Annotated in this window: 11 protein-coding genes; 8 read left to right on the forward strand and 3 right to left on the reverse strand. The window is 48.8% G+C overall.

The annotated features are described in order from the left end of the window. Window positions 1-85 precede the first annotated feature (85 nt). Window positions 86-394, forward strand: a complete 309-nt coding sequence (locus tag AAIH57_RS10170; protein ID WP_175397992.1) for a hypothetical protein — start codon at window positions 86-88, stop codon at window positions 392-394. A 57-nt stretch (window positions 395-451) separates the two neighbouring features. On the opposite strand, the gene AAIH57_RS10175 is transcribed toward AAIH57_RS10170, so the two are convergent. Continuing rightward, window positions 452-2,056, reverse strand: coding sequence for a bifunctional metallophosphatase/5'-nucleotidase (locus AAIH57_RS10175; RefSeq protein WP_430021548.1), 1,605 nt, complete (start codon window positions 2,054-2,056; stop codon window positions 452-454). Between the two features lie 252 nt (window positions 2,057-2,308). Between AAIH57_RS10175 and AAIH57_RS10180 the strand changes: the two genes are divergently transcribed. From AAIH57_RS10180 to phnE (AAIH57_RS10195), 4 genes are all read left to right on the forward strand, one after another. Then, window positions 2,309-3,295: a phosphate/phosphite/phosphonate ABC transporter substrate-binding protein gene (locus tag AAIH57_RS10180; RefSeq protein ID WP_175397994.1), complete on the forward strand. Its 987-nt coding sequence runs from the start codon at window positions 2,309-2,311 to the stop codon at window positions 3,293-3,295. Window positions 3,296-3,469: 174 nt separating this feature from the next. Then, a complete protein-coding gene (phnC, locus tag AAIH57_RS10185) occupies window positions 3,470-4,267 on the forward strand; it encodes a phosphonate ABC transporter ATP-binding protein (RefSeq protein ID WP_430021549.1) in 798 nt (265 codons plus the stop codon). Continuing rightward, window positions 4,264-5,118 carry a phosphonate ABC transporter, permease protein PhnE gene (gene phnE / locus AAIH57_RS10190; RefSeq protein ID WP_430021550.1) on the forward strand — a complete coding sequence of 285 codons (855 nt, stop codon included), beginning with the start codon at window positions 4,264-4,266 and terminating at the stop codon, window positions 5,116-5,118. The genes phnC and phnE (AAIH57_RS10190) overlap by 4 nt, the downstream gene beginning before the upstream one ends. Further along, window positions 5,115-5,921: a phosphonate ABC transporter, permease protein PhnE gene (gene phnE, locus AAIH57_RS10195; RefSeq protein WP_175397996.1), complete on the forward strand. Its 807-nt coding sequence runs from the start codon at window positions 5,115-5,117 to the stop codon at window positions 5,919-5,921. Before phnE (AAIH57_RS10190) ends, phnE (AAIH57_RS10195) begins: the two co-directional genes overlap by 4 nt. Window positions 5,922-6,087: 166 nt before the next feature. Here phnE (AAIH57_RS10195) and AAIH57_RS10200 read toward each other — a convergent pair whose 3' ends face one another. Further along, on the reverse strand, window positions 6,088-8,892 hold the full coding sequence (locus AAIH57_RS10200) for a DUF5689 domain-containing protein (RefSeq protein WP_430021551.1): 2,805 nt from the start codon (window positions 8,890-8,892) through the stop codon (window positions 6,088-6,090). A gap of 802 nt (window positions 8,893-9,694) precedes the next feature. Between AAIH57_RS10200 and AAIH57_RS10205 the strand changes: the two genes are divergently transcribed. Continuing rightward, entirely contained in the window at window positions 9,695-12,037 is a 2,343-nt protein-coding gene (locus AAIH57_RS10205; protein ID WP_430022120.1) for a rhamnogalacturonan lyase, read from the forward strand. 173 nt (window positions 12,038-12,210) lie between these two features. On the opposite strand, the gene AAIH57_RS10210 is transcribed toward AAIH57_RS10205, so the two are convergent. Then, window positions 12,211-12,822 carry a histidine phosphatase family protein gene (locus AAIH57_RS10210; protein ID WP_430021552.1) on the reverse strand — a complete coding sequence of 204 codons (612 nt, stop codon included), beginning with the start codon at window positions 12,820-12,822 and terminating at the stop codon, window positions 12,211-12,213. A gap of 177 nt (window positions 12,823-12,999) precedes the next feature. On the opposite strand from AAIH57_RS10210, the gene AAIH57_RS10215 reads away from it, so the two are divergent. Together AAIH57_RS10215 and AAIH57_RS10220 are read left to right on the forward strand one after the other, a co-directional pair. Then, on the forward strand, window positions 13,000-14,010 hold the full coding sequence (locus AAIH57_RS10215) for an AraC family transcriptional regulator (RefSeq protein ID WP_175397998.1): 1,011 nt from the start codon (window positions 13,000-13,002) through the stop codon (window positions 14,008-14,010). A 189-nt stretch (window positions 14,011-14,199) separates the two neighbouring features. Beyond that, the gene (locus AAIH57_RS10220; protein WP_430021553.1) at window positions 14,200-15,705 is read left to right on the forward strand and encodes an alpha-glucosidase/alpha-galactosidase; all 1,506 of its coding nucleotides are present in this window, start codon (window positions 14,200-14,202) and stop codon (window positions 15,703-15,705) included. The last annotated feature ends 386 nt before the right edge of the window (window positions 15,706-16,091 follow it).

Consider the following 16,091-nt stretch of genomic DNA (forward strand, 5'->3'; position numbering starts at 1 on the left):
TTCTGTAATGTGAAATTAATCCATGACGATCTGTCATCATGTGGATATACTGGAATGAGATTGTTTTTCCGGGAGGTCCCTTGTCATGAAAAATCGTACCGTGGCGTACTGGCTCTTATTTATCAATGCGATCAATCTAATTACTCTGGTAGCCTATCCATATATGCTGTTTATGAGCTTCTATATGATTGCAAGCAGTAAAACAGACGATTATATACTGGAATATATTGCCGCAGGGGTACTGGCTACCTATCCGGTCCCGGTCCTGGCATCGTTCACCTGCTGGGCGTTCTATAAGAACTATAAGTTCAAGACTGCGCTGGTCATGGCAAATTTGATACTGATTTGGGTGGCCATTCTTTTGCTTGCGGCGCTTGCCTCTACCCTGGTCTAGACTAATGAGAAAAAGAGCAGAACCTTCCTATACGAAGGTTTTGCTCTTTTCTTTTGGCTATCTGCCAACAACTCTCCAATTATTGGCCTGCTCCACCTTCAAAGGCTGATGCCTGCGGATATAATCCTCCACCAGTGCTGCCATATCGGTGGCGCCTTCGTGCAGTACCTTTTTGCCAGGGTACATCGCGTAGTCTCCGCCACCTGCCGCACGATAACTGTTCATCACCACCGAATATGTATCCGTCATCTCAAGCGGTTTACCTTCACGTTCCAGCCGGATCACACGATTCCCCACAGGCTCTGATATATCCAGCTCGTATTCAATACCTGCCCACATGTCATAGTTATAATGCTGCGGTTTCGGGGTCATGTAAGCCGGATTGACCATCACCTTGCCAGAAGCATCCACCTCAAAGTAACGAGCCGTTTGCTCCAGTGCATCCCGAATGTCCTGACCGCTTAGCTCCAATACAGTCAATGTGTTGGGATAGATAAAATTGGATAACACATCCCGAACCGTAATGTGGGGTCCGAAGCCCCGAGCTTCTTCACTGAGTAGTGCCGTATTGGAAAGCTCAGCCCCGGTCGCTTCCATCTGTACCTGATGCACAAAGTCAATGAAGGGATGTGCCGAGAGCCGCAGAGCAGTGGCATCGTTGATGGACAGGTCCCCGGCTACCTCGCCAATCGGCTGGTCGAGCCAAGCCTGAGCCGCGTTTTCCAAGTCTTCCGTAAGATTCATGACGACAGCATCCGGCTGTACGTTACTGTTCTCATCCAGAAGCAGCAAACGAGCTTCTTTCTCGGTAATCTTCCACGTTCCGTCCGAATGCTGCTCTAACTGAACGGTTACTTGTCCAATACCGCTGCCGCTGAAGCCGGGTTGAATGACGGTCACGCCATGAATTTCGGCGGTAAGCTGACGGTGCTGATGCCCGGTCAGAAGTACATCAATGCCTTCGATGTCACGACAGATGGCATAGCCCTGGTTTTCTCCGGTTAACCGCTCGGCAGGCTCCCCCGTCTCCAGATCACACTCAAACCCGCCATGATAGCTGACCACCATCACGTCCGGCCGCTCATGCTCGCGAATGTAACCAACCCATTTCCGAATGGTCTCCAATGCGTCAAGGAACTGCAAGCCTTCTATATTTTTTGGATGCTCCCAGTTCGGGATATAGTGAGTGGTTGCACCAAGCAGGGCTACTTTAACACCCGAAGATAATGTCTTGATGAGATAAGGAGGACCATACGCCGGTACCTCCGGCTGTTCACTGCTTACAATATTGGCAGATAACCATGGGAAATGGGAGGCTTCAACCGCTCCGCGCAGCAATTCCTGACCATAGTTGAACTCGTGATTGCCCATTACAGCAGCATCATAGCCGAGTTTATTCAGAACAGTGATGAAGGGATGAGCTTCGTGATTCGTAACCAAGGAGGCCGCATACGAGGCCAGAGGAGAGCCTTGCAGCAGATCCCCGTTATCCACCAGCATTAATTCGGGTGACCGTTCACGCTCCTTGCGAATCAGGGAAGTGAGCAGAGCAAGCCCTGCCGGGCGGTACGCATTGGTATTGTAATGGATGGGGCGGATGGCCCCGTGCAGATCGCTAGTGAACAAAATGTCGAAGCTGGATGTATTCGTTATGGATGTCATTTTACAATCTCCTCTAATATATAAGTTTAAACATAAGGGATTACAGGCTGTTTTGCCTATAAATAACGAGTGAAGACCAGCCTCTCTACCTATATCTTCAACCATAATGAGCCTATTCTAACAGATGAAAGTCTCTCTGACAGCCTGACAAGAAACTTTACAAAACTCCAAATTTCGTTTCACATCGCGCAAATATTTGCCAATTATAGTAGACAAGTATTGAAAAATAGAAACTCTTTGGAGGGTGTTCGCTTGAAGAAGTCCGCTTTATTTTTACCATTGTTGATTTTGGTTTTGTTTCTAAGTGCTTGTGGGTCAGGCAGTACATCGAGTTCGACTAACGAGGCGAATTCGAGTTCTAATGCTTCCGGTACATCTACCGATACGGCAGAAACAGACAAAGCAGCCGAAGGTTATGTACCAACCGAGTTGACTGTGCAGTTCGTTCCATCCCAGAATGCAGACACGCTTGAAGCCAAAGCGAAACCACTGGAGAAATTGCTGGGCGACAAACTGGGCATTCCGGTAAAAGTCAGCGTATCCACTGACTACAACACGATTATTGAAGCGATGGCTTCCAATAAAGTAGACGTAGGCTTCCTGCCACCAACGGCTTATGTACTGGCGAAAGAAAAAGGTGCAGCACAAGTTATTCTGCAGGCACAACGTTTTGGCGTAAATGATGAGACAGGTGCTCCTACTGAAGAATTGGCTGATTCCTATAAATCCATGTTTATCGTGAAAAAAGACTCGCCGATCCAATCCATTGAAGAACTGAAAGGCAAAAAGATTGCCTACCAAAACGTAACTTCTTCCGCAGGTTATGTATGGCCGGCAGGTCTGTTGCTGGACAGAGGCATTGATCCATTGAAAGACGTAACACCTGTAACGGTAAAAGGTCATGACCAAGGCGTTATTGCTGTATTGAATGGTGACGTGGATGCAGCTGCCATTTTCCAAGATGCACGTAACACGGTTTCCAAAGACTACCCAACCGTATTCGAAGATACACGTGTACTGGCGTTCACGGAGCCGATTCCCAACGATACGATCGCTGTACGTACAGACATGAATGCTGACTGGACAACAAAAATCAAACAAGCGTTCATCGACATCGGTAAAGATCCGGAAGGCCATGAAATTATCAAAGAAATCTACACGCATGAGGGCTATGTAGAGTCCGATGACAGCAAGTTCGAAATCGTTCGTCAATACGGCGAAAAAGTAAAAACCGAGTAGTCGTTTTTGATCAAAGCAGACATTTGAAATACCAGATTGTCATTAGCTTTTATTGTATGGAACAGATGTATTCGCAGTGCGGACAGGCCAGTTCAGCGTGATATACGCTGCGCTGGCTTGTCCCGTTACTGCAGGTCTTGATTGGAATCTATGAATGAAAGAAGGATAAATGCCATGATTGAGCTTCGCAATGTAACCAAAACGTACGCAAACGGCACCAAGGGCCTGAATAATATCAATCTCACCTTTGAACAAGGTGAATTCATTGCGGTGGTAGGATTGTCCGGTGCAGGTAAATCCACGCTGCTGCGTTCCATTAATCGTCTCCATGATATCAGTGACGGAGAAATTTTGATCAACGGCAGTTCCATCACGAAGGCGCAGGGCAAGCGATTGCGCATGATTCGCCGGGATATCGGCATGATCTTCCAAAGTTTTAACCTGGTCAAACGATCCAGTGTGCTCCGCAACGTTCTGGCAGGACGCGTAGGTTACCATTCCACAATGCGTACCATTCTGGGCCGTTTTCCAAAAGAAGATACGGAACTCGCATTTGAGGCGCTCGAACGGGTGAACATTGCAGAGAAGGCTTACTCCCGTGCAGATCAGCTGTCCGGTGGACAGCAGCAGCGTGTGGCGATTGCCCGTGTACTCGCACAGGAAGCAAAAATCATTCTGGCTGATGAACCGGTCGCTTCACTTGACCCGCTCACAACCAAACAAGTTATGGATGACCTGAAACGTATTAATCAGGATCTTGGCATAACCACGATCGTTAACCTTCACTTTATTGATCTGGCAAGAGAGTATGCCACGCGCATTGTTGGCTTGCGTGCAGGTGAAGTCGTGTTTGACGGTCCTGTGGAAGAGGCAACGGATGAGCGCTTTGCCGAAATTTATGGCAGACCGATCCTCGCAGACGAGTTATTGGACAAACAGGCTGTAACCGAGCAGGGAGAAGTTTTGGTATGAAGGGGCAGTCTGGCGCTTCACTTCATAAACCGCTGACGGGAGCAGGGAAGGAGCCTGGTTCCGGACCAGGGCAGGTCGTTCATCGTCCCAAACCGCCCGGCCGCACCAAGCATCTGCTTACGCTAGTCATCATTTTGCTGCTGCTCTGGGCTAGTGCCAAACAGACCGATGCCAGCTTCAGCGAGCTGATCGAAGGATTCCCCAACATGCTCGATCTGTTGAAGGACATGTTTCCACCAAGATGGACCTACTTCGATAACATCGTACAGGGCATGCTGGAAACCATTCGTATGGCTCTGATCGGTACGACCATCGGTGCCATTATTGCCATTCCGGTATCGATCATCTGTGCCGGAAACCTGATGCCAAGCCGCTGGATTTACTACCCGGCTCGTTTTGTACTGAACCTGATTCGTACCGTGCCTGATCTGCTTTTGGCCGCACTGTTTGTCGCTGTATTCGGTCTGGGTCCGATTCCTGGTATTTTGGCGCTTGCTGTATTCTCGGTAGGATTGATTGCCAAGCTGACCTATGAAACGCTGGAAACCATTGATCAGGGGCCGCTGGAAGCAATGACGGCTGTCGGTATGAATCGAATTCAGCTGATCGTCTATGGCGTGGTGCCACAGCTGGCTGCGCAGTTTACGTCCTATGTCCTGTATGCCTTTGAAATCAATGTGCGCGCGGCTGCCATTCTTGGATTGGTAGGTGCGGGAGGTATCGGACTGTATTACGAAGCAACGCTTGGATTCCTGGAGTATGACAAAACGAGCGTGATCATCCTCTTTACCCTTGCTATCGTCCTGATCATCGATTATGTAAGTACTAAGCTGCGGGAGAAATTGCTATGATGAAAAATGAAACGAGCGTCATCCGGCGCAAACCTCGGAAAAACCCGCTTCGCTGGGTCATTGTTTTGCTGCTCATCCTATTATATGCCTGGGCACTGGCGGGTGTACCGTTCACCGGCTTCAAGGAAACAGCTGGCCAGATTATGAAGGCAATTATAGCCGGGATTTTCTCGCCAGACTGGAACTTTGTCTATTTACCGGAAGGTGAAGATTTGCTGCGAGGATTGCTGGACACGCTGGCGATCTCCATCCTGGGAACCGTCATTTCGGCTGTACTGTGTATTCCTTTCGCCTTCTGGTCTGCCAGAAACATGAGCCGCTTCCGCGGAATCTCGGGTGCAGGGAAAATGGTCCTGAGCTTTATTCGTACCTTTCCCGAAATCATTATGGCTTTGCTGTTTATCAAGGCCGTAGGACCGGGTTCCTTTGCGGGTGTACTCGCACTTGGACTGCATTCCATCGGGATGCTGGGTAAACTGTTCGCTGACGAAGTGGAAAATATCGATTATGGTCCTTCTGAAGCGCTGCTCGCTTCGGGAGCCACTCGTATGCAGCAGCTGTGGTTCGCCGTACTGCCGCAGGTGCTGCCTGGATTCCTCAACTATACGTTGTACCGATTTGAAATTAACGTACGTTCTGCAACCATTCTGGGTGTAATCGGGGCAGGGGGGATTGGTACACCTCTGATCTTTGCGCTTAGCACGCGGAACTGGCCGCGAGTGGGGATTATCCTGCTGGGGATCATTGTGATGATTACGATCATTGACCTGATCTCGGGGTACATTCGGAAGAAGCTAGTATAAATTATAGAAATCTTGGATTGTGCACGGTTCTTCAATCCATTTCAATTCAACTCCTGTTCGAGCACTCATTACACTGCATGCACCTTGACTTTCACAGAAAAAAATAAAACCGAGACCATGCAGCCCAGTTATTCGGGCTATATGGTCTCGGTTTTTGTGTAATTTCTTAGCTAGCCAAAGGCAGTGCTTTGGATACCTGAACCGTAATCGTTTCGGTGCTTGTCACACCAGCTGCATTGACCAGCTCAGCACGGTACGTATACGTTCCGTTGGCACGACCGGACAGGTCTGTTGCCGCGCTTTGAGCAGTTGGTGTTGCAGCGTTCAACGTTTGGGTATCGATCAATACATCATTCTCATAGAGGCGATATTCTGTTGCGTTCGTACCCCACCAGAGATTCATGGTGACTTTATAGTTGCCATCGCCATCCCAGTTGTCTTGGGAGAGGACTGCTTTGCCTGGAGCAGCATGGGCCACTTGAACGGTCAGCACTTCACTGCGAGTTGAACCGCTGGCGTTGGTTAGCTCGGCTACATACGTATAGGTGCCATTGGCTTTGCCAGTAATACTGGTTTTAGCAGATTGTGCTTGCGGAGAAGCACTGGTCAGCGCTTGCGTATCAATCAACACGCCGTCTTCGTACAGTTTGTAGCTTGTTCCGTTTTCACCCCACCAGAGGTTCATGCTAACGGTATATGAGCCTTCAAGCAGACCGTTGGTATGACCATTGTTGGAGGAAAGCACCGGTTTACCCGGTGCGCCCACTGCAGGAGTGGAAGGTTGCTCACCTTCGCCTTCATCTACGGCAGCTGCAAAATCATCCAAGCTTCTAGGTTTCAATTGATATACATCCTTGAAGATGGCAGCAACACCCGTAACATTAATTTTGTCGCCTGCTGCATAAGGGAAGCTCGTTTCAGTTACCCCTGTGCGTGTATCGACACGTACATGCGTGCTTGTCCCGTCCGCTGCAACCGCGTCGAATTCAAACGAGCCAACAGGTGTTGCACTGACAATGTTTTCAACAGTTACGTCTTTCAATTGGATCAGTTGTCCCTGATTTTCATCCGTTACTGTAGCTGCTTCAACTGGAGCCGGGATATCAGCTGTTCCTGTTTTCTCAAGCGCAACAATGTCAGTCAGTTCGAACTCAGAGTTGTACAGTGCCGTAGCAGCTGTAATTTTAACTTTGTCTCCAGCGTGGAAACCGCTTGTGCTTTGGAAGACATACAGTCCGCCCGTTTCATCCTGCAGGTAGAAGGATTGTCCGCCAAATGCGCCTGGTTCCGTAGTCACAACGCCTTCAACGGTTACGGTTGTTCCGGCTGTTTTGGTACGTGCTTCAGCAATCGTGATTGCTGCAGGAATCGGACCTTCTTCTTCAGGAAGCTGTTCTGCTGGAACATTGCTGATTGTGACGGCATTCGTAATCAGATTGCTGCCGTTCAAGCGAAGACGCAAGTTCGCTGCACCGGATGTTCCTGGCTTGATGCGAACGTTCAGATCCTTGATAGCCCGGCCTTTGCTGTCGGAAGTTACGCTAAAGGTGGAGCTGTAGCCGTATGAAGTCGGCCAAGTGCCATTTTCATTCTGAATCATGGCCACCTGGGTTCCGCCAGTCAGATAGATTCCTGCACTGTACCCGGATACGGTGGTGTTGGCAGGCATATTTTCCACGACAATGCGAATCTGGAAGTCCTCTGCATTAGGCAGTGTATCCTGTTTCACGAAGCTGTAGGAAGCGTTGGCGCTGGAAGCAGGCCCGCCATAGGAACCTGGCTTGAAGGTGGAGCGGTCATACCATTTGTACCCTGCAGCAGGTGCAGACCAAGGTTCAGCCTGTGGCTCAGTGGAAGCGGCTGGTTCCTCGAATGGCAGCAATGCTGTTGGGTTATCCAGTTCCAAGCCGTTTACTTGGGTCAGGTCCGTATAGCTCTCTTGTGTAGCGAGCCAGTTGATCGTGTTCACAAGCAATACACCGTCATCGACTTCCTTGAAGCCATCATACGTTGTTTTACGAGCGCCCGTCTCTTCACGCAAATATTTTGGCGATGCATCTTCTACCGGAGAGGAGTCCCCGATAAAGGCAGCTTTACCTGCGCCCAGCTTGGATACGGCTACGTAAGGACCTTCTTCAATCCCGCCGCCATTGTATACGCCCTGATCGACAGCATTAGGCCATGCTGCATTCGTTTTGGGCAGGTATACGATACCTTTGGCTTTTGTTGGATCGGTGATAGCCAGAGTGGAACCTGCGTGCATCGCTACAGCAGATACACCTTCCGTAATGCCAAACGCCTGTTCCGAAGGAACGATATTGGTGGCATTAATGTCGCCGAGTGCGTTATAACGGAAGCGTACACCGAAATTCTCGGACAGCCAGTCTGTGCTGGTTACATTTTGCATGGCTTCGGAGTTACGTTCCTCTGCACTCATGCCTTTGGCAGGATCTTCGAATGCACCACGGCGATAGCCGTTGAACGCTTCGGAGCCGTCCCAGCGGTTTTTGTTCCGGTCAGCATTGTAGTGGTCACCGATGAAGAAAATGCTTCCGCCTTTTTCAACGTATTCTTTCAATGCTGCCTGCTCTGTTGCCTTGAAAGGAACGTTAGGCTCAGCAATGACAAATACGTTGTAATCTTTCAGATCATCATAGGTAAAGGGAGTGGCTTTGCGCAGCTCTTTTACATCATATCCGTCATTTGCGAGTGCATTACCGAAGTCAGAGAAACCTCCGTCAATAACCCAATCTGCTGCTCCGGCTGTCTGTGCATGTGTATTGTCAAACAGTACCTTTTTGCCTGCATTTTCGTTCACAACTTTCGCCTGGATAAACGGTGCCGGATCCGTTGGTCCCTCTGCATGAACAGCAGCATCTCCATTCCATAATCCGACCTGAAGCGGTAAAGCCATAGACAATGCAAGGAGTGATTTTAACCATATTCCTCGCATGCGTGTTATTTTACCCAACCAAATCCCTCCCAAATATTAGTTGATTCATAAGTTCGTCCATATTCTATCACACCAAAATCTCACATAGTCATAACAATTTGTAAAAAATACCTCGAGTTTTGTAAAATTGAGCCATTGGTCATGCGTCAAAACGATAAGTTGCGATAAAAGCTTACATGAGATGTTTATTCTTATATTTAAGCAAACAAGCCATCTTATTATGAGATTACTCAATTGGAGCCCGGCGACTTTTTTTTACCCGTATCAAGGATCGAGGCCACCAATCTTAAAATGAGATTTCGATGACATGTGAAAGGTAGTGGAGGAGACGAAGTCGATTCTGGAGAAGCGTAGCGTTCGCCTTTATCTCCGGATTTCTCCCTTCAAAAAGGGAGATGAGGAAACAGGGGATAACAGCGATGGGAAGAACGATTCGTAAACGGAACGGTTGCTCGTAGAACATAGGGAACTTATTTTTGAAAAAAAGTCTCAATAAAACACTGAATATTGATCGTTTTGAACGGATATTTGCCTATGTCAGGGGAGACAGGATGTCTATAATAGTACCCGTTGGGTGAGATAACACTGCTCAGAAAGGATTGAAAGGAGGACGGCGCTCTGGCGCTCTGGCAGTCGGGTAAGCAAGTTACCTTCTTTTATTTTTGTAAGCGCAATCATAAGGATGTGCGATCTGTTTAAAACAAGATAAGCATCACCTATTCTGTCACAAGGAGAGTGAAGGTTGATGAATTCGAACAAAACAGTGTGGGTACATAAGGAATCGGTTCCCCGTGTACAGACCAATCGAAGGAAGGCACGCATGCCGCTTGCAGCCAAGGTGTTATCTTCTGCACTCAGTGTCGCTTTGCTTATAGCAGGAACTGCGGGGACAAGCGGAGCTGCCGCTTCAAATGGCAGCAGCGCAGCAGAGGCCAACCTTCAATCACACAAGGGGGGCGGTTCGTTGAAAGGGATTCAGCTCGAATATCTGGATCGGGGGCTGGTGGCAGCATCAACATCCGAAGGTGTTTTCCTAAGCTGGAGACTCCTTGGGGATGAGGCAACAGGTTACAGTGACAAAGGGCTGACAGGCACGAACTTCAATATTTATCGTGACGGCAAAAAGATTGCTACGGTCACAGACAGTACGAATTATGTTGATCCGGCAGGCAAAACGTCTTCCCGCTATGAAGTGGCCGCTGTGAACAATAAAGGAAAAGAAAGCAAACGCAGCAGCTCCGTCAAGCCGTGGGCAAACGGCTACATGGATATTCCGCTGCAAAAACCGGCTGACGGTGTCACGCCTGCGGGAGAAGTCTATACGTACTCCGCAAATGACATGACCGTAGGGGATGTGGACGGGGATGGACAGTATGAATTTTTCGTGAAATGGGACCCTTCCAATGCCAAGGACGTATCTCAAAAGGGCTACACCGGTAAAACGTACGTAGATTGTTACACACTGGACGGACAGTTGTTGTATCGGATTGATCTGGGGGTCAACATCCGTTCGGGTGCTCATTATACACAGATGCTCGTTTATGATTTTGACGGGGATGGCAAGGCAGAGTTGATGTTCAAGACCGCACCGGGTACCAAGATCATCAAATATAACCCAAAAGGCAAAGTGACGTCCGAGAAATTCATTACGCTTCCAAAAGAGGATCGCAAAGCGGGATATTCCAACGAAGATGACTACCGTTTAAGTGCTGACGGGTACTATGATCACGTGGTAGACATGTTTAAGAACTGGCATAAACATGCAGAGGTCGTGAAGGGGAACTGGCCTGCTACACTGGAGGAAGCCTTCGGCATCGAGAAGAAGTACGCCTATCCATTGTCCCAGCAGGATGCCGAGAGTCTGGCGGATTACTTTATTGATGTCTACGCTCCAAGCCGCAGTGACAAGAATGAGCTGCGCAAGTTTGAAGGTTTCATCCTGAATGGTCCTGAGTATGTAACGGTATTTGAAGGAAAATCAGGCAAAGAACTGGAGACCATTCCTTATGAGCCGGAACGGCATGATGATGGTCTGATGTGGGGCGATTATGCGATGGCGCGTATCGAACCGGGGAACCGGGTAGACCGTTTTCTGGCAGGGGTGGCCTATTTGGATGGCAAGAAGCCATCTGCGATCTTTGCACGCGGATATTACACTCGTTCCACTATGGTCGCTTATAACTGGGATGGCAAGAAGCTCAAACGTGAATGGAAAGTGGACAGCGGCTGGACACCGATGAAAAATCCGTTCAACGACGGACCGCATGGTGTAGATGGTACAGATCCGGAGTATGGCTCTATTACCACTCAGGGTGCACATTATTTCAGTGTGGCTGATGTCGATGGAGATGGCAAACAGGAGATTGTCTACGGTTCAGCAACGATTGACCATGACGGTAGTGTGCTGTACAGCTCAATGGACCTGATGCCTGCCGAGAGTGCTGCACCGGGAACTATGGCCCGTCTGGGACATGGAGACGCATTGCATGTCGCGGATATTGATCCGGATCGTCCGGGACTTGAAATCTTCATGGTTCATGAAGGCGGTTCGTGGGCTCCATACGGATATTCCTTGCGGGATGCCAAGACCGGTGAAGTGATCTATGGCGGATACACGGGGAAAGATACCGGACGCGGCATGGTTGGGGATGTAGACCCAACTCGTCGAGGTTTGGAGACATGGGCCGTAGGATTGTGGACAGCCAGTGGTGAGAAAATAAGCGATAAGGCGCCTGGCACAAATATGAATATTCGCTGGGCAGCAGATATGACCACCCAGATTGTGGATGGTGCCATTGATGTCACACCAACCATCAAGGACTGGAATCGTGGCACGCTGCTAACCGCTGCCGGAACATTAACCAATAATCATACCAAAGGGACGCCTTCTCTCGTGGCCGATATCTTCGGGGATTGGCGGGAAGAGATGCTGGTGAGAACCGAGGACAGTTCGGCAATCCGCATCTACCTGAGTACCGAGAAGACAGACCGGAAGCTGTACACGCTAATGCATGATGCGATGTATCGCGTTGGCATTGCCGGACAAAATAGTGGCTACAACCAACCGTCCTATCCGTCCTTCTACATGGCATCGGATATCGACTGGCCGAAGGTGACGCTGCCCAAGTTCTACACTCCCCAATCAGGTAAGGGTGGAAAGTGATTAAATCCGATTAACAAGTAATATTTCTATTAAACGAAGTAGCTCTGGAATACCCTCATGCGTTTGGCGTATGAGGGATTTCAGAGCTTTTTGACATTTGAGTGGGAATTCCTCTGATCAGACCATCAGCACCATACGATTTTCTTTTCAACACCATTACTATTCTATTCTTTCTATAAGTTCAAATGATCTGTCGAAGCGAGCGCTTCGATCTTGTAGTTTCCGTTATCATGGATCAGTGTAGTGATGGAACACTCGGGAATAAGACGATTTTGCATGGCTATAAAATGGGAATGCCAGACGTTAAGCTCACGCTCGGTAAAGGTTTGTATAAGAAAATCGGTAATAAGTCCGCCATGTGTAACTACAATGATGTTACTGTTTGCCCGCTCGTTATAAGCCAATTCGGTAAGTATAGAGGCCAAACGTTCACCAGCCTGCTTTGCCGAATCACCCACGGGTGGGATGTATTCCGGATTAGCCGTACATTGATCCCACATCGCAATGAATTGTTCAAGGGTCTGATCAGGGCAATCCCCCCAGTTCGCACGTTCACGCAGGCGGAAATCCTCGATCACAAGGGAATGAGTATGATGGGCAAGCTTTTCGGCGGTTTCTACTGCTCTTCGGAGTGGGCTGGAGACGATTTTGGTAATGGGAAGGGGAGCTTTGGCAAAATGCAGTGCGGTTGCTTCGGCTTGCAATGACCCTTCAGCAGTGAGGGAGACATCGCCGATGCGCCTTTCTTTTAAACCATGCCTCACCAGATGAAAGGTAGTACTCATGACATGGACCTCCTTATGTTAGGTAGTTTATATCGAACAACAATTAGATTATAAACTAATTATATATATATCTAATCAAATAATACAGTTATTTTGAGCTCGGGTAGTTTTAATCCAGCAGACAGAATTGCTACAATGGTAAAAAGTGAGGATCGCTGCAGCAATGGAGGTATGGATATGAGCACGAAGCGTTGGACGGGGAGCCTGTTTCAGGAGGAGCTGCGAACGGAGGACTGTGGGCCTCGTTTTTACGCATACTATTATAAGCAATGGGACAATTACAGCATGGCTTATCACGATCATGACTCGACTGAAATCATGTATATCATTTCGGGGATGTGCAGAGTGGATGTACTGATGCCGGATGGGAGTTCGGAGCAGGCTGTACTAAAAAAAGGTCAGTTCATTCTACTGGATGCAGGTGTACCGCATCGTTTGCTGGTCGAAGATGGTGTGCCTTGCCGGATGCTCAATGTGGAGTTTGGTTTTGCCGGCTCGGGGCCTGGACAACCCTCCATTCGTCAGCTCGCACGTGAAGAAGAAGAGGTCGATATTTTTCTGACTCATGCCTCGCCGTATCTGGTGCTGCCTGACCCGGAAGAAGTGTATCACATTATGAAAAGTCTGGTGCTCGAACTGGACCAACGTGGTCTAATGGAGCAGGGAAGTTCGGCTATTCCGATGAAGATCATTCCTCCAGATGAACGGTCACATCATCGCGAAGCCCGGAATCTGAAGTCACCGGAACAGGGGACACTGGTCCGTACACTGTTTATCCAGCTGCTGGTCCGGGTTGCGCGTCTGCGTGGGGAAATGAGCCGGAGTGCGCTGGATCAGACGGAGCTGTATGTAAAACGCACCATTGAATTCATGCATCACAATATGGATCGCAGCATTCAGATGAAGGATATCGCAGCAGCCGTCAATTTGCATCCGGGCTATTTACATCGTATTTTTCGTCAGCACACGCAGCGGACACCTACCGACTATCTTACGATGCTTCGAATGGAGAAGGCCAAGATGCTGCTGCAGCAGACCAATATCCCGATCTCTGAAATTCCCGATTATGTGGGGGTGGGCAGCCGTCAATATTTCCACATGTTATTCAAAAAATATACAAGCCGGACTCCAGTTGAGTATCGGTCCATGATGGAGCGGCATGTCAGCCAGTACCCGCCGGAGGGATGAGTCGATTATGGTTATCCATTGAAGCATGCCAAGACTGGAGCGGGTCGTAAAAGTTAGGATTTTTGACAACCTGATCTGGAACAGGTCATGATTTTGATAACGCTTCCCTAGTTCCGGTTGGTACAATGATTTCATGAAGTGAGGTCATTAACCGAAGCACATCGTTTCGGATTACGGGAGGGCATGTGAATGTCGTTTAAAGTGGCGTTTATCGGGGCAGGAAGTATCGGTTTTACACGGGGGTTGCTGCGGGATTTGTTGACGGTACCGGAGTTTAACAACATAGAGATTGCGTTCTGTGATATTAATCAGCACAATCTGGACATGGTGACAGAGCTGTGTCAGCGGGATATTCGGGAGAACGGACTGGATATTCAGATTCAGCCTACCACAGACCGGAAAGAGGCGCTTAAGGACGCGAAGTATGTACTGTGTACGATTCGTGTCGGGGGGCTGGAAGCATTCGCAACGGATGTGGACATTCCGCTCAAATATGGGGTGGATCAATGTGTCGGCGATACGTTGTGTGCAGGGGGCATTATGTATGGACAGCGCGGCATTGCCGAAATGCTGGACATTTGTAAAGATATTCGCGAACAGAGTGCACCGGACGTACTGCTGCTAAATTACTCTAACCCAATGGCCATGTTAACGTGGGCTTGCAATAAGTATGGGGGCGTACGTACCATCGGATTGTGTCACGGTGTACAGCATGGACATCACCAGATTGCGGAAGCTTTTGGATTGAAAAAGAGCGAAGTGGATATTATCTGTGCCGGCATTAACCATCAGACTTGGTATATCCAGGCTTCTCATCAGGGGAGAGATCTTACGGGAGATTTGCTTGAAGCCTTTGAAAAACATCCGGAATACAGTCGTACCGAGAAAGTGCGGATCGACATGCTGCGCCGCTTCGGGTACTACAGCACGGAATCGAACGGTCACCTGAGTGAATATGTACCTTGGTACCGGAAACGTCCGGAAGAGATCAAGGACTGGATTGATCTGGGCAACTGGATTAATGGCGAGACGGGTGGATATCTGCGGGTATGTACAGAGGGAAGAAACTGGTTTGAGACTGATTTCCCGAACTGGATGAAGGACGAACCCATGAGATTCATTCCGGAAAAACGGGGCGAGGAGCACGGTTCCTACATTATAGAAGGGCTCGAGACAGGACGTGTATATCGCGGACACTTCAATACCGTTAATAACGGTGTAATCTCCAATCTGCCAGATGATGCGATTATTGAAGCACCGGGATATGTGGATCGCAACGGCATCTCGATGCCGCATGTCGGTGATTTGCCACTTGGCCCGGCTGCAGTGTGTAATGTAAGTATTTCTGTACAACGGCTTGCCGTTGAAGCGGCTGTGAACGGAGACGACAAGCTGCTTCGTCAAGCATTCATGATGGATCCGCTTGTGGGTGCCGTTTGTAATCCAAAAGAAATTTGGCAAATGGTGGACGAGATGCTGGTTGCACAAGCACAGTGGCTGCCGCAATATGGTGAAGCGATTGCGGCCGCAGAAGCAAGACTCGCTGCTGGCAATCTCATTCCTACGAAGGAATATGAAGGTGCAGCACGTCTCAAAGTGAAAACGGTGGAAGAAATGCAGCAGGATCGTGATGCCGCCAACAAAAATGCGGGTGAATCCGATAAAGGGAAAGACCGCGAGAAAGTGCAGCAATAGTCGTAAAGTTATCTAGTCAGAAGAATTTACCAACAAAATTGCACCATGACAAGGCCTACTCCGATGTTGAAGGGGCCTTGTGTTGTTCTATTTTTTTCAACGAGACGAACGACAAAAGCAAATGAAGTATCCCGAACACCTCCCTAATATATTCCAAACGAAACGCAAGGGAAGAATGTTGCTCAGCAATGAGCAGGCACGAATTGAAGACGTTTGATGACCCTGTTCAATGGGATTCCGTGTTACGTTCGTAGCTGGAGGAACCAGCTAAAATCCAAGAGGCCATTTTCACAAATTGTTGACAATTAAGGCGCATCAAATATAAGGAAACGGACAAGATACTCGACTCTTCTCCCATGCTATGTTATTATAAGTCTCTGATAACG

Origin of the sequence: Paenibacillus sp. MABNR03 (assembly GCF_050455445.1) — a bacterium.
GTDB lineage: Bacteria > Bacillota > Bacilli > Paenibacillales > Paenibacillaceae > Paenibacillus > Paenibacillus xylanilyticus.